The organism is Lysobacter alkalisoli (genome assembly GCF_006547045.1).
Classification (GTDB): domain Bacteria; phylum Pseudomonadota; class Gammaproteobacteria; order Xanthomonadales; family Xanthomonadaceae; genus Marilutibacter; species Marilutibacter alkalisoli.
In genome coordinates this window covers 2356817-2382650 of the sequence record NZ_CP041242.1, presented here as the reverse complement: position 1 = coordinate 2382650, position 25834 = coordinate 2356817, and the positions used below count along the sequence as shown (strand labels likewise).

26 protein-coding genes, 1 tRNA gene and 1 pseudogene are annotated in these 25834 nt (G+C 65.9%); 18 read left to right on the top strand and 10 right to left on the bottom strand.

Annotated features, from left to right (window positions below; all coding sequences use genetic code 11):
• Positions 1 to 132: 132 nt before the first annotated feature.
• The 13 genes from FKV23_RS10390 to FKV23_RS10330 all read left to right on the top strand — a co-directional run bounded on the left by FKV23_RS10390 (position 133) and on the right by FKV23_RS10330 (position 12540).
• On the top strand, positions 133 to 1119 hold the full coding sequence (locus tag FKV23_RS10390; protein ID WP_141623778.1) for a formylglycine-generating enzyme family protein: 987 nt from the start codon (positions 133 to 135) through the stop codon (positions 1117 to 1119).
• Between the two features lie 4 nt (positions 1120 to 1123).
• Positions 1124 to 1471, top strand: coding sequence for a DUF1622 domain-containing protein (locus tag FKV23_RS10385; protein WP_141623777.1), 348 nt, complete (start codon positions 1124 to 1126; stop codon positions 1469 to 1471).
• Entirely contained in the window at positions 1468 to 1959 is a 492-nt protein-coding gene (locus tag FKV23_RS10380) for a YidH family protein (RefSeq protein ID WP_208543156.1), read from the top strand. Before FKV23_RS10385 ends, FKV23_RS10380 begins: the two co-directional genes overlap by 4 nt.
• Positions 1960 to 1968: 9 nt before the next feature.
• Complete coding sequence (locus FKV23_RS10375; RefSeq protein WP_141623776.1) at positions 1969 to 2352, top strand: hypothetical protein; 384 nt, start codon at positions 1969 to 1971, stop codon at positions 2350 to 2352.
• Between the two features lie 64 nt (positions 2353 to 2416).
• On the top strand, positions 2417 to 4741 hold the full coding sequence (locus FKV23_RS10370) for an arylsulfatase (RefSeq protein ID WP_208543155.1): 2325 nt from the start codon (positions 2417 to 2419) through the stop codon (positions 4739 to 4741).
• Positions 4742 to 4833: 92 nt separating this feature from the next.
• Positions 4834 to 6048, top strand: coding sequence for a hypothetical protein (locus tag FKV23_RS10365; RefSeq protein WP_167285158.1), 1215 nt, complete (start codon positions 4834 to 4836; stop codon positions 6046 to 6048).
• Positions 6049 to 6154: 106 nt separating this feature from the next.
• Positions 6155 to 6907, top strand: a complete 753-nt coding sequence (locus tag FKV23_RS10360; protein WP_141623774.1) for a hypothetical protein — start codon at positions 6155 to 6157, stop codon at positions 6905 to 6907.
• 45 nt (positions 6908 to 6952) lie between these two features.
• A complete protein-coding gene (locus FKV23_RS10355) occupies positions 6953 to 7426 on the top strand; it encodes a glycine zipper family protein (RefSeq protein ID WP_141623773.1) in 474 nt (157 codons plus the stop codon).
• Between the two features lie 25 nt (positions 7427 to 7451).
• On the top strand, positions 7452 to 8264 hold the full coding sequence (locus FKV23_RS10350) for a transporter (RefSeq protein WP_141623772.1): 813 nt from the start codon (positions 7452 to 7454) through the stop codon (positions 8262 to 8264).
• Between the two features lie 14 nt (positions 8265 to 8278).
• A complete protein-coding gene (locus FKV23_RS10345; RefSeq protein ID WP_141623771.1) occupies positions 8279 to 9064 on the top strand; it encodes a bestrophin-like domain in 786 nt (261 codons plus the stop codon).
• A 30-nt stretch (positions 9065 to 9094) separates the two neighbouring features.
• The gene (locus tag FKV23_RS10340; RefSeq protein WP_141623770.1) at positions 9095 to 9844 is read left to right on the top strand and encodes a carbonic anhydrase; all 750 of its coding nucleotides are present in this window, start codon (positions 9095 to 9097) and stop codon (positions 9842 to 9844) included.
• Between the two features lie 129 nt (positions 9845 to 9973).
• The gene (locus FKV23_RS10335) at positions 9974 to 12280 is read left to right on the top strand and encodes a patatin-like phospholipase family protein (RefSeq protein WP_244243979.1); all 2307 of its coding nucleotides are present in this window, start codon (positions 9974 to 9976) and stop codon (positions 12278 to 12280) included.
• Positions 12280 to 12540 carry a hypothetical protein gene (locus FKV23_RS10330; RefSeq protein WP_141623769.1) on the top strand — a complete coding sequence of 87 codons (261 nt, stop codon included), beginning with the start codon at positions 12280 to 12282 and terminating at the stop codon, positions 12538 to 12540. The genes FKV23_RS10335 and FKV23_RS10330 overlap by 1 nt, the downstream gene beginning before the upstream one ends.
• On the opposite strand, the gene FKV23_RS17235 is transcribed toward FKV23_RS10330, so the two are convergent.
• The 6 genes from FKV23_RS17235 to FKV23_RS10310 all read right to left on the bottom strand — a co-directional run bounded on the left by FKV23_RS17235 (position 12537) and on the right by FKV23_RS10310 (position 16278).
• Positions 12537 to 12695 carry a hypothetical protein gene (locus FKV23_RS17235; RefSeq protein WP_167285155.1) on the bottom strand — a complete coding sequence of 53 codons (159 nt, stop codon included), beginning with the start codon at positions 12693 to 12695 and terminating at the stop codon, positions 12537 to 12539. The two genes, FKV23_RS10330 and FKV23_RS17235, sit on opposite strands and share 4 nt — an antisense overlap.
• A gap of 119 nt (positions 12696 to 12814) precedes the next feature.
• Positions 12815 to 12890: transfer RNA gene (locus tag FKV23_RS10325), tRNA-Ala, on the bottom strand.
• Positions 12891 to 12960: 70 nt separating this feature from the next.
• On the bottom strand, positions 12961 to 13170 hold the full coding sequence (locus FKV23_RS17375) for a hypothetical protein (protein ID WP_208543154.1): 210 nt from the start codon (positions 13168 to 13170) through the stop codon (positions 12961 to 12963).
• Positions 13167 to 13547, bottom strand: a complete 381-nt coding sequence (locus FKV23_RS17370; RefSeq protein ID WP_208543153.1) for a hypothetical protein — start codon at positions 13545 to 13547, stop codon at positions 13167 to 13169. The genes FKV23_RS17375 and FKV23_RS17370 overlap by 4 nt, the downstream gene beginning before the upstream one ends.
• Positions 13548 to 13560: 13 nt before the next feature.
• On the bottom strand, positions 13561 to 15747 hold the full coding sequence (locus FKV23_RS10315; RefSeq protein WP_208543152.1) for a xanthine dehydrogenase family protein molybdopterin-binding subunit: 2187 nt from the start codon (positions 15745 to 15747) through the stop codon (positions 13561 to 13563).
• A 45-nt stretch (positions 15748 to 15792) separates the two neighbouring features.
• Positions 15793 to 16278 (bottom strand): (2Fe-2S)-binding protein, encoded by a 486-nt coding sequence (locus FKV23_RS10310; protein ID WP_141623768.1) that lies wholly within the window; start codon positions 16276 to 16278, stop codon positions 15793 to 15795.
• A gap of 84 nt (positions 16279 to 16362) precedes the next feature.
• Between FKV23_RS10310 and FKV23_RS10305 the strand changes: the two genes are divergently transcribed.
• On the top strand, positions 16363 to 17352 hold the full coding sequence (locus FKV23_RS10305; RefSeq protein WP_141623767.1) for an XdhC family protein: 990 nt from the start codon (positions 16363 to 16365) through the stop codon (positions 17350 to 17352).
• Positions 17349 to 18044 (top strand): nucleotidyltransferase family protein, encoded by a 696-nt coding sequence (locus tag FKV23_RS10300; protein WP_141623766.1) that lies wholly within the window; start codon positions 17349 to 17351, stop codon positions 18042 to 18044. Before FKV23_RS10305 ends, FKV23_RS10300 begins: the two co-directional genes overlap by 4 nt.
• A 37-nt stretch (positions 18045 to 18081) precedes the next feature.
• Here the strand turns inward: FKV23_RS10300 and rnd are convergent, their stop codons facing one another.
• Entirely contained in the window at positions 18082 to 19191 is a 1110-nt protein-coding gene (gene rnd / locus FKV23_RS10295) for a ribonuclease D (protein WP_244243978.1), read from the bottom strand.
• A gap of 236 nt (positions 19192 to 19427) precedes the next feature.
• Between rnd and FKV23_RS10290 the strand changes: the two are divergent.
• A pseudogene (locus tag FKV23_RS10290) lies at positions 19428 to 21259 on the top strand (SUMF1/EgtB/PvdO family nonheme iron enzyme).
• A 1-nt stretch (position 21260) separates the two neighbouring features.
• Positions 21261 to 22175 carry a M48 family metallopeptidase gene (locus FKV23_RS10285; RefSeq protein ID WP_407067624.1) on the top strand — a complete coding sequence of 305 codons (915 nt, stop codon included), beginning with the start codon at positions 21261 to 21263 and terminating at the stop codon, positions 22173 to 22175.
• Positions 22176 to 22327: 152 nt separating this feature from the next.
• Here FKV23_RS10285 and phaR read toward each other — a convergent pair whose 3' ends face one another.
• From phaR to gluQRS, 3 genes are all read right to left on the bottom strand, one after another.
• A complete protein-coding gene (phaR, locus tag FKV23_RS10280; RefSeq protein WP_141623763.1) occupies positions 22328 to 22828 on the bottom strand; it encodes a polyhydroxyalkanoate synthesis repressor PhaR in 501 nt (166 codons plus the stop codon).
• A 213-nt stretch (positions 22829 to 23041) separates the two neighbouring features.
• Positions 23042 to 23782, bottom strand: coding sequence for an acetoacetyl-CoA reductase (phbB, locus tag FKV23_RS10275; RefSeq protein ID WP_141623762.1), 741 nt, complete (start codon positions 23780 to 23782; stop codon positions 23042 to 23044).
• Positions 23783 to 23794: 12 nt separating this feature from the next.
• A complete protein-coding gene (gene gluQRS / locus FKV23_RS10270; RefSeq protein WP_244243977.1) occupies positions 23795 to 24784 on the bottom strand; it encodes a tRNA glutamyl-Q(34) synthetase GluQRS in 990 nt (329 codons plus the stop codon).
• Between the two features lie 78 nt (positions 24785 to 24862).
• Here gluQRS and htpX point away from each other — a divergent pair, with 78 nt between their 5' ends.
• Positions 24863 to 25777 (top strand): protease HtpX, encoded by a 915-nt coding sequence (htpX, locus tag FKV23_RS10265; protein ID WP_141623760.1) that lies wholly within the window; start codon positions 24863 to 24865, stop codon positions 25775 to 25777.
• Positions 25778 to 25834 lie beyond the last annotated feature (57 nt).

Sequence of the window (25834 nt, the reverse complement as noted above, 5' to 3'; positions counted from 1 at the left end):
GGGCGCGCCTTGACGCGTTCGGCACCCCCGCGCAGATCGCAGGCGACGAACGCGACGCCGCACGAGCGCTGTTCGAGTGCCTGTCGCAGTACGACCAGGTGCGTTCGCGCGTCCGGCCACAGGAGAATAGCCATGAATGCCGTGACCCGGCCCGCCAACGTGGCGACGCTTGATGAAGCACCCGCGCCCGGCATGGTCTGGGTGCCGCCCGGCGAGTTCCGCATGGGCTCGGATTACCACTATCCGGAGGAAGCGCCAGCACATCCGGTCGAAGTAGACGGATTCTGGATGGATATCGCGCCGGTGACCAATGCCCAGTTCCGGCGTTTCGTCGAGGCCACCGGCTACGTCACCTTCTGCGAAGTCCCTCCGAACGAGGCCGACTACCCGAACGCCGACCCGGCGTTGCTGGTGGCGGCATCGGTGGTGTTCGTGCCGCCACCGCATCGTGTGGGGCTGCACGATCACTACCAGTGGTGGCAGCTGGTTCCCGGCGCCGACTGGCGGCACCCGCAAGGGCCGGACAGTTCGATCGACGGCCGCGACGATCATCCCGTCGTGCATGTCGCCTATGCCGACATCGAAGCGTACGCAAGGTGGGCAGGCAAGCAGCTCCCTACCGAAGCCGAGTTCGAATGGGCGGCGCGCGGCGGTGGCGGCGACAGCGAGTACGCCTGGGGCGATGAACTCGCGCCGGGCGGCAAACACCTGGCCAACACCTGGCAAGGCGAATTCCCTTGGCAGAACCTGGCCGAGGACGGACACATTGGTACGTCACCCGTGGGCGCCTATCCGGCCAGTGCCTATGGGCTGGTAGACCTGATCGGCAACGTCTGGGAATGGACCTGCGACTGGTACAGCCCGCGTCATCCGCAAGCTGCACTCAAGGCCTGCTGCATCCCCAGCAATCCTCGTGGAGGCGCACGTGATGCCAGCTACGACCCTGCGCAGCCGCACATCCGTATTCCACGCAAGGTCATGAAGGGCGGTTCGCATTTGTGCGCACCGAACTACTGCCAGCGCTATCGCCCGGCCGCACGCATGTCGCAGCCGGTGGACACGTCCACCTCGCATCTTGGTTTTCGTTGCGTTGTCCGCAGCGTCACATCCGGGGAGTAGTGCTTTGGAAGAAGTCTTCAAAACCTTGGCCGAGTACGTCGCGCTTACATTGGAAGCGATTTCGATCCTGGTCGTCGCCGTCGGTGGCCTGGAGGCGGCGTACCGGTCGCTGTGGCCGATGCTGCGCGGACACGTCAGCCATGGGATGCGCCGGGCTGCCTGGCTGGGCCTGGCACGCTGGCTGTTGCTGGGGCTGGAATTCATGCTTGCCGCCGATGTCGTGCGTACCGCCATCACTCCGGACTGGCAGGCGATCGGCCAGCTTGGTGCGATCGCGGTGATCCGCACCTTCCTCAACTATTTCCTCGAGCGCGATCTCGAGGCCGCATCGCATGTGCAGGAGGCCGCGTGAACGAGTCCCAGCCATCCAATCCCGGCCTGCCCGAGGACCTGGCGCGCTCGATCGAAGGCAAGGACAGCGGCACCGCGTCGACGCTGCTGTCGACGCACCGCACCAGGCTGTCGATCAAGCGCACCGGGCTGGCCGACCTGCGCTCGCATCTGGCCAACGAGCGCACGCACGTGGCCTATTTGCGGACATCGATCTCGCTGATCGGCTTCGGAATAACCATCAATCGCTTCAGCATTTTCCTGCAGGAGCACGGAAAGCTGGCCTCGGACCAGACCGGGCCGATGCTGCGCAGCTCCGAGCACGCGGGCGCCGGTATGGTCGTCATCGGCTTGGCGTTGATCGTTTGGTCGCTATACCGCTACTGGCACGTCAACCAGGACATCGAGACCGCACGGTTCAGGCCACTGCATCGCGCGGTGATCATGCTCACCGTGCTGCTGGTGCTTGCAGGCGGATTCACGGCGTTCTGGTTGTTCATCCAACAGTAGGAACTCGATATGGACGACATCTGGGTGCGCTTCGTCGAAAACATGGGCGATCGGATCAGCGGACCAATGAAGTTCAGGCTCCTGCTGCAACCCATCATGGCTTTGATCTTCGCGACGATCGCGGGCCTGAAGGATGCGAGGACTGGCAAGCCGCCGTACTTCTGGGCGCTGCTGACCGAACCTGCCCATCGTAGGGACATGGTCAAGGACGGATGGAAGAGCGTTGGAAAGATATTCGTCCTCGCGCTCGTGCTCGATGTCGTTTACCAGTTCATCGTGGCGCGCTTCGTCTATCCGGGCGAGGCAATCATCGTAGCGATCGTCCTGGCGATCGTGCCTTACCTGATCGTGCGTGGACTGGTGACGCGCCTCTCGCGCAGGGCATATCGATGACTTCCAGCAACTCGCCGACACCCCAGCCGTCATCACTTGGTACGAGCAACGCAGGAGAGACCCCATGAGCGACAAGAAGATTGCGAGGCAGGACTCCCTGCCGTTTCCGCCCAAGGCATCCGGAAGCACTGCGGGCCGCACCATGCAGGAGTCCGTCTACAAGCCTGCCCCGGCGGAGCGGCATCTGCCAGAAGACGCACCCAACATCCTGATCATCCTCATCGACGATGCCGGCCCTGGATTGCCCATTACCTTCGGCGGCGAGGTGCAAACCAGATCGCTGGACCGCATCGTCGCAGAAGGTATCACCTACAACCGTTTCCATACGACGGCCATGTGCTCGCCAACGCGTGCCTCGCTCCTGTCCGGGCGAAATCACCACCGCATCGGAAACGGCCAGATCGCCGAACTCGCCAACGATTGGGACGGCTATTCCGGGCACATCCCGAAAAGTAGCGCGCTGGCGGCGGAAGTCCTGAAATGCTACGGCTATGCAACCGCCGCGTGGGGAAAATGGCACAACACCCCAGCCGAAGAAACCACGGTCGCCGGACCGTTCGATAGTTGGCCCACCGGTCAGGGCTTCGAGTATTTCTACGGGTTCCTGGCGGGAGAAGCATCCCAGTACGAACCCAACCTCGTGCGCAACACCACAGTAGTGCTGCCGCCAAGAACTCCGGAGGAGGGTTACCACCTCAGCGAGGATCTTGCCGACGACGCAATCGACTGGTTGCAGAAGCACCGCGCGATGCAACCAGACAAGCCGTTCTACATGTACTGGGCAAGCGGCGCCATCCACGGTCCGCACCATGTCACGAAGGAATGGGCAGACCGCTACAAGGGCAAGTTCGACGACGGCTGGGATGCCTACCGGGAGCGTGTGTTCAAGCGCGCGAAGGAAAAAGGCTGGATTCCCCAGAACACGCAGTTGACGCCACGCCATCCAACGATGGCCTCGTGGGAGAGCATTCCGGAAAGCGAGCGGCCATTCCAGCGCCGTCTGATGGAGGTGGCTGCCGGTTATGCCGAACACGTGGACGTGCAGGTGGGCCGCTTGCTCGATGAAGTCGACAGGCTCGGCTACGCCGAGAACACGCTGGTGTTCTACATCTGGGGCGACAACGGTTCCTCGTCCGAGGGTCAGAACGGAACCATCAGCGAACTGCTGGCCCAGAACGGCATTCCTACGACGGTGCAGCAGCACATCGCGGCGCTCGAGGAGCTCGGCGGCCTTGACGTGCTGGGCTCTCCGAAGACCGACAACCAGTACCATGCCGGATGGGCGTGGGCCGGCAGCACGCCCTACAAGGGCACCAAGTTGCTTGCTTCGCACTTCGGCGGAACGCGCAATCCAATGGCAGTGCGCTGGCCCGCAAAGATCAAGCCGGACGCGACTCCCAGGGCCCAGTTCCACCATTGCAACGACCTGGTCCCCACGATCTACGAGGTAATCGGCATCACGCCGCCACGCGTGGTGAATGGCATCCCGCAGGATCCCATCGACGGGACCAGCTTTGCCTACTCATTCAATGATCCGAAGGCCGAGGGGCAGTTGCTCACGCAGTACTTCGAGATCATGGGCAGCCGAGCCATCTACCACGACGGATGGATGGCCTCAGCCTTCGGGCCACGTACGCCCTGGCTGGCGGGCTTGCCGCCGGGCATTCACGAATGGACGCCCGACGACGACGACTGGGAGCTCTACAACCTGGACGAGGATTGGAGCCAGGCCAACGACCTCGCGGCGACGAATCCGGAAAAGCTTGCACAACTCAAGGACATCTTCCTGATCGAGGCCACGCGCAACAAAGTGCTTCCTGTCGGCGGAGGACTGTGGGTTGCGGCGCTGCATCCGGAGATGCGCATCGCGCCGCCGTACAAGGAGTGGACGCTCTCCGGCAGTACGACGCGCATGCCGGAGTTCTGTGCGCCTGCGCTTGGCAACAAGCCGAACGTGGTCACCATCGATGCCGACATTCCGGCCGATGCCAACGGCGTGTTGTACAAGCTTGGCTCGGCCGCGGGCGGGCTCACCTGCTTCGTGGAAGACGGCATCCTCTGCTACGAGTACAACCTGTTCCTCATCCAGCGTACCAAGATCCGCGCCAAGGACAGGTTGCCATCGGGCAAGGTCAGGATCGAGGTGGAGACCGACTACGTCGAACGCCGGCCAGCCGGTCCTTTGAAGGTGACCTTGAAGGTGAACGGAAAAGCGGTAGCCGAGGGCACGGTCCCGGTCAGCGCGCCGTTGCTGTTCACCGCCAACGACTGCCTCGACATCGGCGTTGCGCTCGGCTCGCCGGTTTCGCTCGACTACTGCGACAAGGCGCCGTTCAAGTTCAACGGCACCATCGATCAGGTGCATGTGAAGTACGTCGAGGCAACTTAGGACAGAACCCGCCGGTAGCCGAATGTCGGTTGCCGGCGCTTTCCAGCCGGGAAACAGGGGCTGATTCCAGGCATGGATGATCCTGACGCAGAATGATCAAACCATTGCCATCTCCAGCGAACGGTAGCGCCAGCACTCCTGCTTCCACTGGGGACTTCTCGTTGGTCCTGGGCGGGCCGCTGTATCAGCTGCTGCTCAGAACCCGGCTTGCACGGGTACCTCTAGGGCTCATGCTCCGGCGCGTGCTGGTGATTACGGCGCTGGCGTGGCTGCCGCTGCTTGCACTGAGCCTAGTCGAAGGTCACGCCGTTGGCGGGGTGGCCGTACCGTTCCTGGCCGACGTGGAAGCGTATGCCCGGTTCCTGATCGCCATTCCGATCCTGTTGGTGGCGGAGCTGGTCGTGCATCAGCGACTGTGGCGGATCGTCGATGAGTTCCGCGAACGCGACATAGTCGCCTTGTCGTCTCGGCCGCGCTTTGACGAAGCCCTCGCCGCAGCGATGCGCCTGCGCAACTCGACGATAGTGGAAGTTGCTTTGCTGATTCTGGTCTTCGTGCTGGGGCCGGTGCTGTGGAAGAACGGCCTCGCGCTGCATGTCGACACATGGTATGCGCGCGTAGATGCCGGCCGCAGCGAGCTCACAGGGGCGGGCGTCTGGCTCGCCCATGCAAGCATTCCGATCTTCCAGTTTCTGCTGCTGCGCTGGTACTTCCGCCTGGCGATCTGGTGGCGGTTCCTCTGGCAGGTATCGCGGCTGCCGCTCGACCTGAAGGCACTCCACCCGGACCGCGCCGGAGGCCTGGGTTTCCTGGGCGACAGCGTGTTTGCGTTCGCCCCCTTGCTTGTCGCACAGAGCGTGCTCTTGTCCGGGATCGTCTTCAGCCGCGTGCTGACAGGCACCGGCACAGCCACAGAGTTTCAGGGTGAGATTGCACTGCTGGTGACCTTTCTGGTCGCGCAGATCATCGGTCCTCTGCTGTTCTTCACATCGGGCCTCGGGCAGGCGCGCCGCAGGGCGATGCATGAGTTCGGAATGCTGGCCACGGCCTATGCGCGCGATTTCGAGCGCAGATGGATGCAGGGTGCGCCACCTGAGGCCGACGTACTGCTCGGCAGCGCCGACATCCAGTCGCTGGCCGATCTCGCCAGCAGCAGCGACATCCTGAGCGGCATGCGATCGGTGCCGTTCGACTGGCGAACGCTGTTCCGTCTGGTCGTTGCAACTTCCGCGCCGTTCTTCCCGCTAGTGCTCACCGTCATTCCATTCGTGGAACTGGTGCGGCGCGTACTGGAGATGATGATGTGAATGGAATCCACGGTTCTGTGCAGCACGACCCCTGGCCGTCAGACAGTCCGATGACACACAAGCGACGCCGGGCAGCACGCCGGCCCAAACCTGAGGAGATCTAATAATGAACGTGATCCGACAAGCAACGTTCGGTACCGCAGCGCTCTGCCTGATGGCCATCTCTCTGCAGGCGCAGTCCGCGGACGGGAACGGTTGGGACTGGATTGTGGCGCCCTATGGGTGGGCGGCCAGCATCGGCACCGATCTGGAGAGGGCTCAACCGCCAGCGGGGGGCGTCAGTACCGACAGGGGCTTCGACGACATCGTCGACAAGATCGACGGCGCTTTCCAGATCCACATCGAAGGGCAGGGCGACCGCTTCGGCATGTTCGCGGACTTCACCTATCTGGGCCTGGCCGACGAGCGCGAGCACCCGAGGTTCCACACCGAGTCGGACCTGGATATGCGCCTGTTCGAACTGGCGGCGGTGTGGAGCCCGGGCGAGGGTCGTTATCGCGGCTTGGACCTGTTCGCGGGCCTGCGTTACATCGACGTCGATCTGACGGTGCGGTTCGTTCCGGCCAACACGGCGTTCAGCCCCTCGACATTCGACGGCAGCGACAGCTACAGCGACTTCATGTTCGGTGCGCGTTACACCTGGGCGCTGTCCGACCGCTGGGGCTTGACGTTGCGCGGTGACGGTTCCTTCGGCGATACCGAAGGAACCTGGAACGCCAGCGCGGTGGCGCAGTACCGGATGAAGCACGGCATGTGGGTGTTCGGCTACCGCTACCTGTCGGTGGAACTGGAGACGGGAGACACCAGCACGGAGATCACCATGAGCGGGCCGATGATCGGCTACGGCTTCACCTTCTGAGTTGTCCGCAGCCTCAGCTTCACCGCTTCCCTCAGGAGTATCGAGATGCGCAACGCGACCCGTACCGTGATCACCCTCGTAACCGTCTTCTTGATGTCGTGTCTGCCAGGAATCGTGATGGCGCAAAAGCCCAGCGCCTATCCTGGCAAGGGCCAGGACGCGGAACAGCAGAGCGTCGACGACGCCCAATGCCTGGCTTGGGCGAAGCAGGACACCGGCATCGATCCCGCGGCCGTCGCGGCAACGCCGGCTCCGCCCACGGGTCCGCAGGGCGAGCGCCTGCGCGGTGCGGTGCGCGGTGCCGCGGGCGGTGCGGTGATAGGCGAGATCGTCGACGACGACGCCGGCAAGGGCGCGGCGGTAGGCGCCACCGCTGGCGTACTGGCCGGTGGACGACGTTCGCGACAGAGGCAGGCACAGCAGGCGCAGCAAGTGCAGGCGGTGAAGGCTGAATCGCTCGACACCTACTACCGCGCCTACGGCGCGTGCATGCAGGGTCGCGGTTACACCGTCAAGTAGTCCGGTCGGCAAGGGGGAAAGCACGATGAATTCGCAGCGTATCTATCTGCCGACATGTGTTGCACTGGCGCTGGGCTGCGCTTCACTCGTCACGCGGGCGCAGGACACCGAGGCGCTGGCCAAACAGCTGGCGAATCCGATCGCCAGCCTGACCAGCGTACCGATGCAACTCAACTACGACGACGGCATCGGCGCACTCGACGACGGCGACAAGTTCACCCTCAACCTGCAGCCGGTGATTCCGGTCTCGATCGGTGAAGACTGGAACATGATCTCCCGCACCATCCTTCCGATCGTCAGCCAGCACGACATTTTTCCAGGAGCCGGCACGCAGTTCGGGCTCGGTGATACCACGCAGAGCCTGTTCTTCTCACCCAAGGCCCTGACCCCTAGCGGCTGGACATGGGGCGTCGGACCCGTACTCCTGATTCCAACCGCGACCGATGACCTGCTTGGCGGCGAAAAATGGGGCGCAGGTCCGACCGGTGTGGCGCTCCGCCAGACTGCCACGGGCTGGACGTACGGTGCACTGTTCAACCATATCTGGTCGTTCACCGGCGATGACGATCGTGCGGACATCAACGCCACGTACCTGCAACCGTTCCTGGCCAAGAGCCTTGGAAAAGGAAGGACGGTCAATGTCGCGCTGGAATCGACATACGACTGGGAAGGCAAGCAATGGACCGTGCCGCTCAACGTCGGCTACAGCAAGGTCAGCCGCATCGGCACGCAGCTGGTGAGTTACCAGGGCGGCGTCCGCTATTACATCGAAGCGCCGGACAGCGGCGCCGAATGGGGGCTGCGCTTCACCTTCACCTTGCTGTTCCCCAAGAAGTAGCACGAGGGCACGCAATGGGCCGCTATTTCCTCGAAGCGATGCCGATGGCAGGAGTCTACCTCTGCATCGTGCTCCTGATCTTCGCAGCGTGCGAAGCCGGCATCCTGATCGGCCGCCACCACCAGCGCACCCGCCAGGACGAAGGCGCCCAGACATCGGTCGGGCCAATCGTCGGAGGGCTGCTCGGCATGTTGGCCTTCCTGCTGGCCTTCACGTTTTCCACGGCGTCCACGCACTACGGCGCACGGAAACAGGACGTGCTGACCGAAGCGATCCACATCGGCACGGCCTATCGGCGGGCGGACTTGCTTGGCGACGCACGCGGCCCTCAGGTCAAACGCCTGCTCGATGAGTACGTGGACGTCCGCCTGCGCGCGGCGCGTCCCGGCGGCGATCTGAAGGCAGGCGTGGCACGGTCGCTGGAGATCCAGGACCTGATCTGGGCACAGGTGTTATCCGCGGTCCATGAGGATCCCGATCGTTTCACGTCCTTGGTGGTCGCGTCGGTCAACGACGTGATCGCCGTGCACGAACGACGTGTCGCCGACGGCGTCCATGCGCGGATACCGGGCAGGATTTGGGTCGGATTGCTGGCGATCACCATGCTCACGATGGGCACCCTGGGCCTGCAGATCGGCCTGTCGGGCAAGCGCAGGCTGGTGGGCATCATCCCGATCACGCTCACGTTCGCCGTGCTCGTCACGTTGATCGTGGACCTGAACCGGCCGCAAGGCGGCTTCATCACCGTGAGCCCGCAGCCGTTGATCGAGCTGCAGGACAGGTTGCGTTCGGAGAACTAGGTTCTTGCTCCCACAAACGAGGAACACGACATGAAAACACGATCACTCCTTGCCAGCCTGTTCGTTGCTTCGCTTGCGCTGCCGACCGCTGCGCAGGAAGGCGGGCATCCACACCACTGGGGCTATGCAGGCGAAGTCGGCCCGGAACATTGGGCGGAGTTCGAGTCCGATTTCGGCACCTGCGGCGTTGGCAGGAATCAATCGCCGATCGACCTGGACAACTTCATCGAAGCGGAGTTGCCGCGGATTGCATTCGACTACAAGCCGGGTGGCCACGAGGTGGTCAACAACGGCCATGCGATCCAGGTCAACTACAACCCGGGCAGCAAGATCACCGTGGACGGCACGGACTTTGCGCTGAAGCAGTTCCACTTCCACTCACCCAGCGAGAACACCATCAAGGGAAAGTCCTTCCCGATGGAAGCGCACTTCGTGCATGCCGACGCGAAAGGCAATCTGGCTGTCGTGGCACTGATGTTCGAGCAGGGCCACAGCAACAAGCCGCTGGAGAAAGTGTGGCCGCAGGTGCCGCAGGTCGAGAACGGCAAGGAGGCACTGAGACCGGAGGTGTCCGCGGCCGACCTGCTGCCCGCCAATCGCGATTACTACCGTTACAACGGCTCGCTGACCACACCTCCATGTTCGGAAGGAGTGCGCTGGTTCGTGCTGAAGCACACGGTCGAAGCCACGGCCGATCAGCTGACCATGGTCGGCAAGGCGGTGGGTCATGCCAACAATCGCCCGGTTCAGCCGACAGGCGCGAGGGCGATCCTGGAATGACCGGGTGATCGTCCTTCGCGAAGCCTTGCTTGCTTCGGTGCCGCGCGTCCTTCTTGCATGGAAACAGCCATTGCAGGGTGACATCGTGGTGTGCGTGGTGGGTCCAGCCCTGATCCAGGGGAGCCTGTGATGGCGCGGCGGCACTTCTACCCGATGTTGTCACTGGAAGGCGAGCACGCCACGTTCCGGTCCCGACACCGGGGCGTGGCGACCTGGCTGGCGGTACTGTTGCTGGCTGCAGGCGCGGCCAGAGCACAGGAACAATCCCCTGCGTCCAGCGTCGCAACGCCCAGCTGCGGTATGCGGGGAGCTGGTGATGTACGCCCTCGGGTCGGCCTGGCTCTGGGTGGCGGAGGGGCGCGGGGTATCGCGCACATCAGCGTGCTGCGCAAGATCGAGGAGTTGCGCATTCCGGTCGATTGCATCGCCGGCACCAGCATGGGTGCGCTGGTGGGCGGGCTGTATGCGTCTGGCATGCCCGCGCAGGACCTGCGCGAGCTGGTGGAATCGACCGACTGGAAGCGGCTGTTCGACGATTCGCTTGCACGTCCCGAGCGCTCCTATCGGCGCAAGCAGGACGACCGGGATTCCCTGACCACGGTCGGCGTCGGCATCACGCGCAAGGGGTTGAGGCTTTCCCCAGGGCTGCTGCAGGGCGAACGGATCCTGGCGATGTTCGAACGCAACACGCTCGGCGTAAGCGCCATCGAGGACTTCGACCTGTTGCCCATCCCGTACCGCGCCGTGGCGACGGACCTCAACACCGGCGAGGCGGTGGTGCTCGATCATGGCAGCCTGGCGATGGCGATGCGCGCGAGCATGTCGCTGCCCGGTATCTTCCAGCCGGTGGAAGTGGACGGGCGCGTGCTGCTCGACGGCGGGCTGGTCAACCAGGTTCCGGTGGACATCGTCCGTGGCATGGGTGCGGACATCGTGATCGCCGTCGATGTCGGCACGCCACTCGACAAGCTTGACCGCAATGCCAGCCTGCTGCAGGTGGTCTCGCAGATCAGCGGCATGATGACCACCGGCAACACGCGCCGGCAGCTGCAGACGCTGGCCGATCGCGATGTGCTGATCGTGCCGGAGCTTGGCGATGACGTCGCCACCGGCGATTTCGAAAAGGTGGGCGAAGCCTTGGCGATCGGCGACCGCGCGGCTGACGCGGCGCATGCGGATCTCGCGCGGCTGGGCGCTTCGCAGGAGGTGTATGCGGCTTCGCGTTCGCAACATGGCGTGGAAGCGACGGCACCGGTGGTGGAGTTCGTCAGGCTCGACAACGAAACCGGCTATGCCGACGAGATGCTGCTGGACCAGTTGCGGATCCCGGTCGGCCAGCAGCTCGACGCGGACGCGGTGGAGTCGCGGATCCTGCGCGTCTACAGCCTGGGCACGCTGGCCAGCGTCACCTACGAAGTGGTCCGCGAGGACGGCCGCACCGGCGTACTGGTACGCGCGCGCGCCAAGCCGCAGGGGCCCAATTATCTGCAGTTGGGACTGACCTACAGTTCCGATTTCGAAGGCACATTCGAGAGTACGCTGCGGGCCGGCGTCCTGTTCTCGCCGCTGTCGCCATTCGGCGCCGAGGGAAGGGTGATCCTCTCCGTGGGCAGTGAACCCGGCCTGGGCGCGGAGTACTACCACCCGCTCGACGTCTCCAACCGCAATCTGCTGTACGCCCGCGTCGGCTACGACAATCCGAACATCCACGTGTTCGACGCTGCGGGCAACAACTTCGCTACCTACGATGTCCGCGTGCTTGGCGTGCGTTTGCAGGCGACGCGTGAATTCGGCAACTACGGCGCGCTCTCGATCGGTACGGAGTTCGGCAAGGGCAAGGCGAAGGTGGAAGTGGGCGACCCGGCACTGGAGGAGTTCGAGTTCGACCAGGGCGCTCTGTATGCGCTCGTCAACGTGGATCGCCTCGACAGCCTGTTCTTTCCGCGCCACGGGCACTACCTGGCGCTGGGCTACACCGTCTCCCGTGACTGGCTGGGCAGCGACGCCGAGTATGACAAGTTCGACCTCGACGCGATGCTGGCGCGGAGTTTCGGCAGGCATGCGGTGCAGCTTGGCGGGCGCTACCACGTGACCACGTCGGGCCAGCTTCCGCTCCAGGACCGCTACCGGCTGGGTGGCCGCACGCGCCTTGCCGGCTTCCGGCTCAACCAGCTGACCGGCCAGCACTACACCGTCGTATTCGTGGGTTACAGCTACCAGCTCGCCGAGGTCTTCGGCCGCTCCGCGCAGGTGGGCGGCACGCTGGAGTTCGGCAATGCCTGGGAGCGGCGCGCGGACGTGAGCCTGGGCGACGGCATCCTCAATGGCAGTGTCTACCTCGGCTTCGACTCGTGGCTCGGACCGATGCAGCTTGGCTACGGCTGGCGCGAAACCGGTGACGGCGTCATCTTCCTGGAAATTGGGCAGGCGTTCTGATGACCATCGCGATATGCTCGACGCGCGTCGTGGCCGGCCTTCTGGCGTTGCTTGCGAGTTTCGGCGCATCCGCGGTGGATCCGGAGACGGAAAGCTTGCGCGAACTCGAACTACGCTATCGATTCGACGCCAGCACCCGCCTGCACGCATCGGTTTCGTTCGCCTCCGACAACCTGCGTTCGTTCCGCGAGTCGGCGTTCGGCATTGCGCTGGATCGCCGGCTGGCAGAACGCTGGTCGATCCGCGTGGGTGGCCGCTAGATCGGCAGGGACGATGCCGGCGCCAGCGACTCGGTCGAACACCGCGGCATCGTCGACCTGACGTACAGGCGCACGCTCGGCGACGAGTGGACGTTGAGCAACCGCAACCGGGTGAACCTGCGCTGCCTGTCGCGTCGGCTCAGCGTGATCGGCATGCATTTTCTGGGAGCGCGGCCCATGCCTGCCGTACAGGCCAACGCAGTGATATCTGGCACATCACGGAGACAGAAAGAGAAACAGCGCGTTGATAGCGCGCTGTTTCTACTGGAAAAAATGGTGGAGCGGAGGAGGATCGAACTCCCGACCTTCGCATTGCGAACGCGACGCTCTCCCAGCTGAGCTACCGCCCCACGAAGGTGGAGATTCTAGCGGCCAATGGGGGCGGGGGCAATGCGGGCCGGATCGTTCGAAAGCGCCGGCTCAGCCTCCGGCAGTGGCGACAGGCTCGGGACAGGGCCCGCCTGCATCCGCCCAGGTCCTGAATGCGGTGACGAACGCGTCGTGGGGTACGTCCACGGGGGCGCGGTTGCCGCCGGGCTCCCAGCCCCACAGCACCAGCTTGTCCTCGGTCACGTGCTGGGTGAGGGCGGCGAAATCGCGGTCGCCGTTGCGCGACTTGTCCTGGATCATCTTGCACAGTTCCGCGGCGGGCAGCCCAATCCAGGCCATCTTCTGGTCGGGGGCGGCAGTTGCCAATGCGGCGCGCCCGGGGGCGATTGCGGGTCGTAGCCGGCCGGCGGGTTGGCTTCGCCGTGGCAGGCGGCGCAGGGCAGGCCCGGTGCGCCCTTGCCCTCGGGGCCGCGCACCACGTTCATGGCGTGTGGGACCTGGTTGTCGAATTGCAGCGGCTGGTCACCGGGGATGTGGCAGTTGCTGCAACGTGGGTGCTGGAAGACCTTCTCCACTGTGGCGAAGGCATCGAGTGCCTCGGCTTTCTGTTCGGGGCTGAGGCGCGGGCCGCAGGCCGACAGCAGCAGGGTGGCAACGGCAAGGGTCAGGATGCGCATGCTCGTCGTCTCCTCAGGCCTTGAGTCGCAGTGGAAGTTCGCGCAGGCGCTGTCCCGTCAGGGCGAACACCGCATTGGCCACGGCCGGGGCGATGGGTGGCGTGCCGGGTTCGCCCACACCGCCGGATTTCTCCGTGCTGGGCACGATGTGCGTCTCCACCCTGGGCATCTGCGCCATGCGCAGGACCGGGTAGTCGTGAAAGTTGGACTCGACCACGCGTCCTTCCTTGATGTTCAACGCGCCGTACAGCGCGGCGCTCAGGCCGTACACGATGCCTGATTCCATCTGCGCCGCGATGCCCTCGGGATTGACCGCAATCCCGCAGTCGATGGCACAGACCACGCGGTGGACACGGATCTGGCCGTTGTCTACCGAGATCTCTGCTGCCTGCGCGACGAAGCTCCCGAAGGATTCATGCACGGCGATACCACGACCATGCCCTTTGGGCAGCTCGGCGTCCCAGTCGAACTTTTCCGCCGCCAGGTCGAGCGCACCCAGGTGACGTGGGTGGTCCTTCAGCAGCATCCGTCGGTAGGCCAGTGGATCCTGCCCGGCCTTGGCGGCCAGTTCGTCGACCAGGCTTTCCATCACGAAGGCGTTGTAGCTGTGCCCCACCGAGCGCCACCACAGCACCGGGATCGCGGTCTTCGGCGAATGCAGGTCGACGCGATGCGCGGGCGTGTCGAGGACATACGGCGAGTTCGGCACGCCTTCGATCGAGGAGTGATCGACACCGTTCTTCACCGCCATTGCTTCCATCGGCGTGCCGGTCATGATCGACTGGCCGACCAGCACGTGGTGCCACGACGTCGGCCTGCCTTGGTCGTCCAGCTTGATGCGCGCGCGCTGCACGAAGGCCGAGCGGTAGTAGCCGCCACGCATGTCGTCTTCGCGGGTCCACACCGTCTTGACCGGCTTGCCCACGGCCTTGGCGATCTCGACCGCCTCGCCGACGACGTCCACCGCGAAGTTGGCGCGGCGGCCGAACGCACCGCCGAGGAAGGTCGTATGTACGTGCACCTTTTCCGGCGGCAGGCCGGTGATACGCGCGGCGGCCATCTGCTCGAGGGTCTGGAACTGCGTGCCGATCCACAGCTCGCACTTGTCGTCCTCGATGCGCACGGTGCAGTTGAGCGGTTCCATCGCCGCGTGCGCCAGGTAGGGCACGGCGTAGTCGGCCGACACAATGCTGTCATCGACGGTGCTGTCATCGGTCGCTTGAGCGTCGGTCGCAAGCGTGCCCACCTGTGCCGCAATGGCGCCGGGCTGGCCAGCCAACTCGTTGAACCGGGTCCGGAGGGCGGCGCTGTCGGTGCCGGCGAACTCGCCCGGCTCCCATTCCACCTTCAAGGCGTCGCGGCCGCGCTTGGCGGCCCAGAAATGATCGGCCACCACTGCCACGCCGCTCGGCACGGCCACCACCTCGCGCACGCCGGTCACGGCACGGGCGGCGCTGTCGTCGAAACTTTTCATGCGGCCGCCGAAGACCGGCGAACGCGCCACGACGGCGGTCAGCAGCCCTTCGAACTGCACGTCCATGCCGAAGATGGCTTTGCCGGTGATTTTTTCCGGCGTGTCCAGGCGCTTGGTCGGCTTGCCGATGACCTTCCAGTCCGCGGGTTCCTTCAGCGTCAGCGTGGCCGGATCCGGCGGCGTCAACCGGCCGGCCTCGTCGGCCAGTTCACCGAAGCGCAGGCGCTGATTGCCGGCGATCACTTCGCCGTTCTCCACCCGGATGTCGCCGACCGGGACGCCGAGGCGATCGGATGCCGCCTGCACCAGCATGGCGCGCGCGGTGGCGCCGGCGCGGCGGTAGCGGTCGAACTCGGACCAGGTGGTGGTCGAACCGCCGGTGCCCTGCATGCCGAACACCGGACTGGCGAGCGCGGGCGAGGCCGGGCCGTGTTCGACCGCGATCTTCGACCAGTCGGCGTCCAGCTCCTCGGCAATCAGCATCGACAAGGTGGTCCAGATGCCCTGGCCCATTTCGGAATGCGCCAACACCACGGTCACCCGATCGTCGTTGCCGATGCGCAGGAATGCATTGGGCGAGAAGGAGGTGGCGGCCGGGTCAGAGCTTTCCTGCGCAGCGGCGAACCGCTTGCTGCCCGGTATCACGAAGCCGATGACCAGGCCGCCACCCACTGCGGCGCTGGCCTTGAGAAAGCGGCGGCGGGAGGCATTCATGACTGCGTTCATGCGGATCTCCGTCGGGCCAGGGGCCGGATCGGGCAGGGAATGAGGTCAGCCTTCGCCATGCTCTGCGGCGGCAGGCTTCGTGGCAGAGTGTTCCGCGGCACGATGCACGGCGGCGCGGATGCGCTGGTAGGTGCCGCAGCGGCAGATGTTGCCGGACATGGCCTGGTCGATGTCGGTATCGCTGGGCGAGGGCACCGCGGCCAGCAGCGCGGCGGCGGACATGATCTGCCCGGACTGGCAGTAGCCGCATTGCACGACGTCCAGTTCCGCCCACGCCTTCTGCACCGGGTGGTCGCCGTCGCTGGAGAGGCCTTCGATGGTAGTGATCTTGCGTGCACCAACGGCCGACACCGGCGTGACGCAGGCGCGCAGCGGTGCGCCATCCAGATGCACGGTGCATGCGCCGCATTGGGCGATACCGCAACCGAACTTGGTGCCGGTGAGTCCCATCAGGTCGCGCAACACCCAGAGCAGCGGCATGTCGGGCGGCGCATCGACTTCGTGTTCGACACCATTGACGTGCAGTTTCATGAGCGTTGCCCTGGCGGTGGCTGGGGTGGATCAAACATACGCTCTCGGATGCAGGCGTGCCACCTCACGCCGTATCCTGCGTGCATGCCTGCCTTGCGTACCGTGATCGAAGCCGCCCTGGCCGCCCACCGGGACGGCGATGCCGCGACGTTGGCCGTGGTGGTGGCGACCGAAGGGTCCACCTACGTCGGCCCGGGCGCGATGGCCGTGTTCGGTGAGTCGACCGGCCAGGTGGGCTGGCTCAGCGGCGGCTGCCTGGAGCCGGAGATCGAGCGCCGCGCCCGCGACGTGGCGGCCGGCGGCAATCCGGCGTGGATGAGCATCGACACCCGCGATGACACGGCGCTTTTTTCCGGTTCGGCGGTCGGTTGTCGCGGGCAGTTGCACATCGTGTTGTTGCCATTGGCCGGGCTGCCGGGATGGACCGGTCTTGCGCAGGCGTGGCTGGCGGGCCAGGGCGGATTGCATCTGTCGTTTGTCGGTGCGGGCACCATCGACGCACGAGTGGCGGCACTCCGGCAGTGCTGGGAGTTCGAGCGAGTCGACACGTTCGACGATGCCTGCGCGCTCCGCGACGTGGCGCTGCATCTGCCGCCGCCGCCCACGGTGCTCGTGCTGGGCGCGGGCCCGGAAACCTCGCTGCTGCTGTCGTTGCTGAAAAGCCTGGGTTGGGTAACGACGTTGGCGGAATGCAGGCCGCGCTGGCGACCGCAAGCCGATGCCGCGGACCACGTGCTGGCGCTGTCGCCCGGGGACGCCCTGGCTGTGCAAGGCGGGGACGGGAAAGATGGGGGCGGGATCTGGGACGCCGCCCTGATCATGCATCATCATTTCGAACTGGACCGCGAGGCGTTGGTGGCGCTTGCGGCGTCGGCGATTCCGTTCATCGGCCTGCTCGGTCCGGTACGCAGGCGCGAAGATCTGTTCAAGCTGCTGCCCGATGCCACGCGACAGGCATTGTTGCCGCGCCTGCACTCACCCGTCGGGTTGAATCTGGGCGGGCAGGGGCCCGAAGCCATCGCCTTGAGCATTGCCGCGCAGTTGCAGTCGCTGCACATCGGCACGGCGGCATGATGACCGGGCACTGTGCCGTGGTGCTCGCGGCAGGCGGCAGTCGGCGTCTGGGCCGGCCCAAGCAGTTGCTCAGGCGCGAAGGCGAAACGCTGGTGCATCGCGTCGCGCGGCTGGCGATGGCAACCGGGCCGCAACGGGTACTGGTGATCTGCGGCGCGCATGAGCATGGCATTCGCGAGGCTGTCGCAGATCTGACTATCGAACGCCTGACCATGGAGCGCGTGGCTATGGAGTGTGTGTCCAACGCGCAGTGGCAGGAAGGCCTGGCAAGCAGCCTGCGCGTGGCGGCGGCATCACTGGCAGGCCATGCGGGTGCCACGCTGTTGCTGGCGTGCGACCAGCCCGCACTGGAAGCGCATCATCTCAATGAGCTGTTGACGCACGCGGCGGCATCCGCATCGGGTTGTGCGGCGACCCGGCATGGCGACGCGGGCGACATCCGCGCCGGCATTCCGGCGGTGGTGTCGTCATCGGTCCTGCAATCGGCGATGGACCTGCACGGAGATCGCGGTTTGCGACATGCGCTGAACACGCAAGCTGCCGACACGTTGGGATGGCTGGATGCGCCGGAGTTGCAGTTCGATCTGGACACGGCGGACGACGTGGCCAGCGCAAGGCGGCAGGGCTGGCTGGACCTGTTCGACGCGGGCACGCGCCGGGACGCGGCCGGTTTCGGCGACGACCCCGCGTAGACGATCTCGCATAGAACGTGCGCTTACCGCCGTCCGCTCAGTCTTGCGGGGCCAGCAGTGGGGTCAACCGCGGCTCCAGGGCCGTGCGCCGCCAGCCGGACAGGGCGTCGGGCCAGGTGCCGTGGTCGAGCAGGGCTTCCAGCCAGCGGCGCGAGGCGAGCACGCCGTCGGGCAGGCCGAGCTCGGCGCTGCATTCGGCCACCGCGGCCTGCATCTTCTTCAGGCGGTTGCGATCCCGGCGTTCGGCAAGACCGGCGTCGGGGGCTTCGGACTCGTCTTCCAGCGGGGTATTGAGGACGTCCCAGACCGTCTCTGCCAGCTTGCGTGGCGCTTTGGGATGAGCGTCGAACTCGCGCTGCAGGCCGGCCAGATCGATCGGCGGGTTGCGGGCCAGGGCATGGGCCAGCTCGTTGTCGAGGATCCAGGTCTTTGGCCGGTCGCTGCGACGGGCATGGTCCTCGCGCCAGCGCAGCAGCCGTACCAGCCGGCGCTGGGCGTCGAGGTCGAGGAAACGAGCGCTGCGCATCGACAGGTGCGGCCAGGGGTCGGGGGTGTCGCCGGCAGCCTGTTCGACAGTGCGGGCAGCGTCCTCGGCCAGCCATTCACGGCGGCCGAGTTCGCCGAGGCGGTGGTCGAGCGCGTCATGCAGTTCGAACAGGTGGCGGACATCGTCGGCGGCGTATTCCAGCTGTGCCGCCGACAGCGGTCGCCGCAACCAGTCCGAGCGGGTCTCGCCCTTGGCCAGAACCACCCCGGTCACCTGTTCGACCAGCTTCTGGTAGCCGATGCCGCTGCCGATGCCGGACAGCGCAGCGGCGAGCTGGGTGTCGAACAGTGGTGTCGGCACCGTGCCGCAGGTGTGCCTGAACGCGATGAGGTCCTCGCTGGGACTGTGCATCACCTTCAGGATCGCGGTATCGGCGAGGAGCCCGGCCAGCACTTCGGTAATGCCCGGGGCGAGTGGGTCGATCAGCAGGATTTCGAGCTCGTCATCCGGCCCGGCCGGGCCTTCCAGGGCGATCTGGACCAGCGCCAGCTGCGGCCAGTAGGTGCGTTCACGGATGAATTCGGTGTCCAGGCCGATGCGGGCCGGGCGGGTGGCGAAGCGCGCCTGCAGCGCGGTGGGGTCGGTGATCAGGGCGGGCACGGGCAGGTCTGGATGAGCGGAAGTTGCCGGAGCGGGCGACAATAGCCTACTTTCACCGGGCACGAGAAAATGGAGGGCCCGGACAAGGCACCATCCATGCTTGATCTGCGAGCGCGCCAACCATGGCGCGCAGGGGCCACCCCACCCGGCACCAACGCCACGGAGGATGCTTGCGCGCAACGCCCCCAATCCGCTCGAATCAGAAACGGTCCCATGCCGCCCGTCCGGTGCCATTCATGGCCACAGCCGCATTCGTGGCGCTGGTGGCCATTGCCGGCTGCTCGCGCGGGCCGGCACCGGCCGAGGACGAAGCGGAGGTCATCCGCACCGACCCGGCCGGTCCCTCCGTCACCATCAGCGTCGACCAGGAGGTGGCTCCGGTGCCGGCCTGGGAGGCACCGGAGGTCGCGGTCGATGACGACGATGTCGAAGCGCTGAAGGCACGGGCCGGCGAGGCGCTGGAGGCGGGTGACCTGTTCGAGAGCGACGAGGATTCGATCCCGATCTATCTCGCGTTGAAGGCGCATGTGCCTGATGACGCGGAAGTGGCCGAAGGGCTGGATGCGGCGCTCGCTGCTCTGGTCGCACAGGGCGACGAGGCCCTCGGGGAAATCGACGACGTGCCCGAGCGCCTGCAGCAGGCCCATCGTATCGGCATGGTGGCCAGTTCGGTTGCGCCGGAGTCGGATGCGGTACAGGCCTACCTGCAACGGCTGGACACGGCCGACCAGGCTTCACGTGCCGATCGCCTCGGCGAGCAGGCACTGGAGGCCGGTCGCATCGACACCGGCAAGGATGCCGCCGTCGGCCATTTCCGCCATGCATTGGAGCTGCGCCCGGGCGATGCGCGCGCGTTGCAGGGCTGGCTGCCGCGGAGAGTGCGCTGATCCGGCAGGCCGAACTGGCCGCCGAAGGCGATGACTACGACGGTGCCGAGAGCTGGCTGGTCCGTGCCGGCAAGGTCCGGCCCGATGCCGCCACGGTCGGGCATGCTCGCGAGCGCATAGCGGACATGCGGCGCGCACGTATCGGCAGCCTGCGCGACCAGGGCATCGCCGCGCTGTCGGAGGAGGCTGGGCTCGACCCGGCACGCGAGGTCCTGGCCGAACTGCTGAGGATTGCGCCGGCTGGCGATCCGGCCGCGGTGGAATTGCGCGAACGGATCGAACTGGTCACCCACTACGGCCTGTTCCGCCCCGGCCAGGTGTTTACCGACGCGCTCAGGCACGGCGGCCGTGGACCTCAGATGGTGGTGGTGCCGCATGGCGCGTTCACGATGGGCGCGGCCGATGGCGAGGCCGGCGCCACCGACGCCGAGCGCCCGACCCGCAACATTCGCTTCGAGCGCGGCTTCGCGATGGCCCGGACCGAGGTGACCGTCGCCGAGTTCCGTCGCTTCGTCGAGGCCAGCGGACATCAGCCGCGGGCGGTGCGCCGAGGCTATTCGACCGCCTACGACGAACGCAGCGGCAACCTGACGCGTCGCAGCCGGGTCGGTCCCGGGCATGACTACGCGGGCAATCGGGCCGATGACAATCTGCCGGTGATCCACGTCAGTTCCGGTGATGCGGCAGCCTATGCCGAATGGCTGTCCGAGCAGACCGGCCACACCTACCGGCTGCCGAGCGAGGCCGAGTTCGAGTATGGCCTGCGCGCGGGCAGTCAGGCACGGTTCCCCTGGGGCGATGGCGATCCGCCGGAGAACAGCGGCAATTTCACCGGTGGCAAGGACGTTTCCCCAAGTGGCCGCAACTGGCGCAACGCCTTCCCGGATTATGGCGATGGTGCCTGGGGGCCGGCTCCCGTCGGAAATTACGCGGCCAATGCCTTCGGCCTGCATGACATGGCCGGCAACGTGAGCGAGTGGGTGGCCGACTGCTGGCACGACAACTACCGCCGGGCGCCGCGCGACGCTCATGCCTGGGTCAACCCGGGCTGCCGCGAAAAGGTGGTGCGTGGCGGCTCGTGGGCGAACTCGCCGGAGCAGACCCGCTCGGCGTGGCGGCTGTCGGTGCGCAATGATGTCACCAATGCCCGGGTCGGGTTCCGGGTGGTGCGGGAGATCTGAGATGAGACGCAGTCCGATGCCGGGCACGCGACAGCCAACGGATGCCCGTCGCGGAGGCAAGTTCCGCTGGTGGATCCTGCTGCTGTTCGCGGTCTATGCAGTCTGGCAGTGGTTCGGCACCGCCGAGGTCGATCCCTACACCGGGGAAACGGCCCATTACGGCGCCAGTCCCGGCGAGGAAGTGCAACTGGGTGCGCAGGCGTTCCAGCAGGTGCTGGGCGATGCCCACGCGCAGGGTGCGCTGTTGCCGGCCGATGCCGAGGTCAGCCGCGAAATCCGTGAGATCGCCCAGCGCCTGATCAGCCGGGTGCCTCAGGTCACCGCCGAACTGGCGGCGATGTATGACCAGGAGGTGCCGACCAGCCACGAGGGATTCCAGTGGGACGTGGCGGTGATCCAGTCCGAGCAGGTCAATGCGTTCTGCCTGCCCGGCGGCAAGATGGCGGTCTATACCGGTCTGATCCCGGTCGCCCAGACCCGCGACGCGGTCGCGGTGGTGATGGGGCACGAGATCGCCCACGCGCTGCTGCGTCACGGCTCGCAACGGATGGCGCAGCAGAAACTGGTGCAGATGGGGCAACTGGCCGCCGGCATGGCGGTCGGCGACATGTCGCCGCAACAACAACAGGCGATCATGGCCGCGATCGGCGCCGGCACCCAGTACGGGTTGGTGTTGCCCTATGGGCGCAACCATGAAACCCAGGCTGACCGGGTCGGCCTGATGCTGGCCGCGGCGGCCTGCTACGACCCGAACCAGGCGATCGGGCTATGGCAGCGCATGGGCCAGCTCGGCGAAGGACAGCGTCCGCCGGAGTTCGCCTCGACCCATCCCGATCCCGACAACCGCATCCGCGAATTGCAGGCGTTGATGCCGCAGGCGGAAGCGTTCCGGGCGAAGTATTGCGAGGCACGCTGAGCCGGGCAGGGATCAGGTGTCAGGGCTCAGAATCCCCGGTTGTCCACCGGCTCTGCCGATCATCGAAAGAACGTAGCCCGGACAAGGCGCAAGCCGCACCCGGGACGTCGGGAGGGGCAGCCTTACGAGTTGCCGATCCCCGACCGCATAAGTCAGCGCCCGCGCTTGCCGCCTTCCGGCCGGCCCGTGTTGCGGCCCGAGGTCGGGGTCTGGCCGACGCTGCCCGACAGGTTCTGCTGGAATTCCTTCCAGATCGCCAGGTTGCGCTCGGTCAGCTGGTTCATCATCGCCCACGGGGTCTCGCCCACCAGTCCGCCCATCTGCTTGCGGAACTGCTGCTGCTGGTCGAGGAACAGCTGCATGGAGCGCTCCAGGTAGCTGCCCATGAAGCCCTGCAGCGAGTCGCCGTAGAAACGGATGATCTGGCTCAGCAGCTGGGTGGAGAGCACCGGCTCACCGTCCTGTTCCTGCTCGGCGATGATCTGCAGCAGCACCTGGCGGGTCAGGTCATCGCCGCTGCGGGCGTCGCGGACTTCAAAGGACTCACCGTCGACGATCAGCTGGCGCACGTCTTCGATGGTGATGTAGCTGGAGATCTCCGTGTCGTAGAGGCGGCGGTTCGGATATTTCTTGATGACACGGATTGCGGCCATGAAACGTCAGCTCGTGTACGTGGTGCCCTGCAGCATGGCGCAGGGACACTTGCCTTGCAACTGTTGGCGAATTCGCATCAAGGCCCATGGCCCCCTGAGTCAGGGGGCGATTCGCGGCGCAGGCGCGAATGGGGGTGTGGGAGCGCATTGACCGGGCCCGAAACCTGCGCAGCAGGTTTTGGAGTTTACCGAGCAAGGCTTGGTAAACGTCCCTTACCAACCCATGTGGTGGCCGCCGTTGATGTCCAGGTTGGAGCCGGTGATCCAGCTCGCTTCCTCGTCGACCAGGAACGCCACCGCATAGGCGATCTCGTCCGGCCGGCCGAGGCGGCCGGTCGGGATGTCGGCAGCGATCTTGGCGCGGACTTCTTCCGGCACCGCCATCACCATGTCGGTGGCCACGTAGCCGGGTGAGATGGTGTTGACGGTGATGCCCAGCTTGGCGTTTTCGCGCGCCAGCGAGATGGTGAAGCCGTGCATGCCGGCCTTGGCCGCGGCGTAGTTGGCCTGGCCGTACTGACCCTTGAGGCCGTTGATCGAGCTGATCTGGATGATCCGTCCCCACTTGCGCTCGCGCATGGCTTCGATGACCGGACGGGTCACGTTGTAGACCGAATTGAGGTTGGTGCAGATCACGTCGTTCCACTGCTCCGGCTTCATCTTGTGGAACGTGGTGTCGCGGGTGATGCCCGCATTGTTGACCAGGATCTCGATCGGGCCGAGCCGGTTCTCGATCTCGCGCACCATCGCTTGGGCTTCGTCGGCGGAAGTGACGTCGCCCTTGGCCATCGTCACTTCGATGCCCTCGGCCTTCATCTTTTCCTGCCAGGCCTTGGCGCGGCTCTCGTCGCGATAGTTGGTGGCGACCTTGTGCCCCATCGAGGCCAGCCGTTTGATGATGGACGTGCCGATGCCACCGGTTCCGCCGGTGACCAATGCAACGCGTGACTGCATGTTGTCCTCTCCTCAGCCGCGACCGGGCGGCCCAGCGCCGATCATAGCGTCAGGATGTGTGGATGCCATGTCCGTATCGACGATTGTCGCAACCGCCGGTGCCGGGAGTGTGCGTGGGATCCTCGAAGGATCGAAGGCGCTGCGAGCGGCGGCCAGCACCGCAGGCACGTCGGAGGCGCCGGCGAGGGCGGCAGGATCATGGCCCAGTACGATCCAGGCCCGGCGCAGGGCGGGCAGCGGATCGGCAGCCTCCACCGGCAGGGCTGCGTCGGATTTGGACAGCTTGCGGCCCTGCGCGTCGACCACCAGTGGAAGGTGCGCGTAGGCGGGAGTCTGCAAGCCGAGCGCGCGTTGCAGCAGGATCTGGCGCGGGGTGGAGTCGAGCAGGTCGGCACCGCGTACCACATGGGAGATGGCCTGCGCCGCATCGTCCACGACCACCGCAAGTTGGTAGGCCCAGAAGCCGTCGGCGCGGCGCAGCACGAAGTCGCCGACCTCGGTGGCGACGTCCTGTCGTTGCGGTCCCTGGATCGCATCGTCGAAGACGACCACGCTACCGTCGGGCACGCGCAGGCGGATCGCAGGCCGATCGCGCCGACGCCGGGCGATGCAGCGGCGATGGATGCCCCCACTGGCCGCAAGTTCGCTGCGGCTGCAATGGCATTCGAAGGCGGCGCCGGAGTCGAGCAGGCGGTCGAGCGCCGCCTGGTACAACGCGTGGCGATCACTCTGGCGGACGACCGGCGCATCCGTTTCCAGTCCGAACGCACGCAGGGTGGCCAATTGCCGGGCGGTGGCGCCGGCAACCTCGCGCGGCGGATCCAGGTCCTCTATCCGCACCCACCATTCGCCGTCGGCGGCGCGCGCCAGCAGCCAGCTGCCGAAGGCCGCCAGCAGCGAGCCGAAGTGCAGGTCGCCGGTGGGCGAGGGGGCGAAGCGGCCACGATAGCCGGAGGGGTGGCGAGGCGCGGCATCGGGCCCGGGAGCGGGGAGCGCGGTCACGTCGGGCATTCACTTGAAATTGCCCGAAGCCTGCCACACTTCGACGGGATCGCATATTGCCGTGCTGAGGAATCAGACATGTTCAAACGAGTTGCCCTGTTCCTGGCCACCAACCTGGCGGTGCTGGCCCTGATCAGCATCGTGCTGGCGGTGCTGGAGAACGTGTTCGGTATCCGCATCGCCACCGGCAGCAATGCCGGCCTGCTGGTGTTCGCGTTGCTGTTCGGCTTCGGCGGGTCGTTCATCTCGCTGATGATGTCGAAGTGGATGGCCAAGCGCGGCACCGGCGCCCATGTGATCGAGCAGCCGCGCAACGAGGCCGAGCAGTGGCTGGTCTCGACCGTGCGCCGCCAGGCCGACGCCGCCGGCATCAAGATGCCGGAAGTGGCCATCTACGACGCGCCGGAGATCAACGCCTTCGCCACCGGCCCGAGCCGCAACAACTCCCTGGTCGCGGTATCGACCGGCCTGTTGCGGGCGATGAATCGCGACGAGGCCGAGGCCGTGCTGGGTCATGAGGTCAGCCACGTCGCCAACGGCGACATGGTGACCATGGCCTTGATCCAGGGCGTGCTGAACACCTTCGTGATCGTGCTTGCGCGCGTGGTCGGCCGGGTCATCGACGGTTACCTGAGCGGTGGCCGAGACAGCGGGCCGGGGCTTGCCTACTACGCGATCGTGTTCGTGCTCGACATGGTGTTCGGCCTGTTCGCCAGCATGATCGCGATGTGGTTCTCGCGTTACCGCGAGTTCCGTGCCGATGAGGGCGGTGCAGCGCTTGCCGGCAAGCAGAAGATGATCGCCGCGCTGGAGCGGCTGTCGGTCACCTATGGCGAGAACACTCTGCCCAAGCAGGTCGCCGCGTTCGGCATCAGTGGTGCCGTTGGCCATGGCCTGCGCAAGCTGCTGATGAGCCACCCGCCGCTGGCGGAGCGCATCCAGGCGTTGCGCAACGCACCGATCCAGCCGGCCGGAGGCCGCGTGGTGAGCTGATCGGCGCCAATCCGCAGCCTGGGCAAGGTCGCAGGCCGCGCGCGGAGAAGGTCGGCG

Excerpts from the sequence above, each read along its gene's own strand:
- FKV23_RS10390 (WP_141623778.1), top strand. The coding sequence starts at position 133 with ATGAATGCCGTGACCCGGCCCGCCAACGTGGCGACGCTTGATGAAGCA.
- FKV23_RS10375 (WP_141623776.1), top strand. The coding sequence starts at position 1,969 with ATGGACGACATCTGGGTGCGCTTCGTCGAAAACATGGGCGATCGGATC.
- FKV23_RS10370 (WP_208543155.1), top strand. The coding sequence starts at position 2,417 with ATGAGCGACAAGAAGATTGCGAGGCAGGACTCCCTGCCGTTTCCGCCC.
- FKV23_RS10365 (WP_167285158.1), top strand. The coding sequence starts at position 4,834 with ATGATCAAACCATTGCCATCTCCAGCGAACGGTAGCGCCAGCACTCCT.
- FKV23_RS10360 (WP_141623774.1), top strand. The coding sequence starts at position 6,155 with ATGAACGTGATCCGACAAGCAACGTTCGGTACCGCAGCGCTCTGCCTG.
- FKV23_RS10355 (WP_141623773.1), top strand. The coding sequence starts at position 6,953 with ATGCGCAACGCGACCCGTACCGTGATCACCCTCGTAACCGTCTTCTTG.
- FKV23_RS10350 (WP_141623772.1), top strand. The coding sequence starts at position 7,452 with ATGAATTCGCAGCGTATCTATCTGCCGACATGTGTTGCACTGGCGCTG.
- FKV23_RS10345 (WP_141623771.1), top strand. The coding sequence starts at position 8,279 with ATGGGCCGCTATTTCCTCGAAGCGATGCCGATGGCAGGAGTCTACCTC.
- FKV23_RS10340 (WP_141623770.1), top strand. The coding sequence starts at position 9,095 with ATGAAAACACGATCACTCCTTGCCAGCCTGTTCGTTGCTTCGCTTGCG.
- FKV23_RS10335 (WP_244243979.1), top strand. The coding sequence starts at position 9,974 with ATGGCGCGGCGGCACTTCTACCCGATGTTGTCACTGGAAGGCGAGCAC.
- FKV23_RS10330 (WP_141623769.1), top strand. The coding sequence starts at position 12,280 with ATGACCATCGCGATATGCTCGACGCGCGTCGTGGCCGGCCTTCTGGCG.
- FKV23_RS17235 (WP_167285155.1), bottom strand. The coding sequence starts at position 12,695 with ATGCCGATCACGCTGAGCCGACGCGACAGGCAGCGCAGGTTCACCCGG.
- FKV23_RS17375 (WP_208543154.1), bottom strand. The coding sequence starts at position 13,170 with ATGATCCAGGACAAGTCGCGCAACGGCGACCGCGATTTCGCCGCCCTC.
- FKV23_RS17370 (WP_208543153.1), bottom strand. The coding sequence starts at position 13,547 with ATGCGCATCCTGACCCTTGCCGTTGCCACCCTGCTGCTGTCGGCCTGC.
- FKV23_RS10315 (WP_208543152.1), bottom strand. The coding sequence starts at position 15,747 with ATGAACGCAGTCATGAATGCCTCCCGCCGCCGCTTTCTCAAGGCCAGC.
- FKV23_RS10310 (WP_141623768.1), bottom strand. The coding sequence starts at position 16,278 with ATGAAACTGCACGTCAATGGTGTCGAACACGAAGTCGATGCGCCGCCC.
- FKV23_RS10305 (WP_141623767.1), top strand. The coding sequence starts at position 16,363 with ATGCCTGCCTTGCGTACCGTGATCGAAGCCGCCCTGGCCGCCCACCGG.
- FKV23_RS10300 (WP_141623766.1), top strand. The coding sequence starts at position 17,349 with ATGATGACCGGGCACTGTGCCGTGGTGCTCGCGGCAGGCGGCAGTCGG.
- FKV23_RS10285 (WP_407067624.1), top strand. The coding sequence starts at position 21,261 with ATGAGACGCAGTCCGATGCCGGGCACGCGACAGCCAACGGATGCCCGT.
- phaR (WP_141623763.1), bottom strand. The coding sequence starts at position 22,828 with ATGGCCGCAATCCGTGTCATCAAGAAATATCCGAACCGCCGCCTCTAC.
- phbB (WP_141623762.1), bottom strand. The coding sequence starts at position 23,782 with ATGCAGTCACGCGTTGCATTGGTCACCGGCGGAACCGGTGGCATCGGC.
- htpX (WP_141623760.1), top strand. The coding sequence starts at position 24,863 with ATGTTCAAACGAGTTGCCCTGTTCCTGGCCACCAACCTGGCGGTGCTG.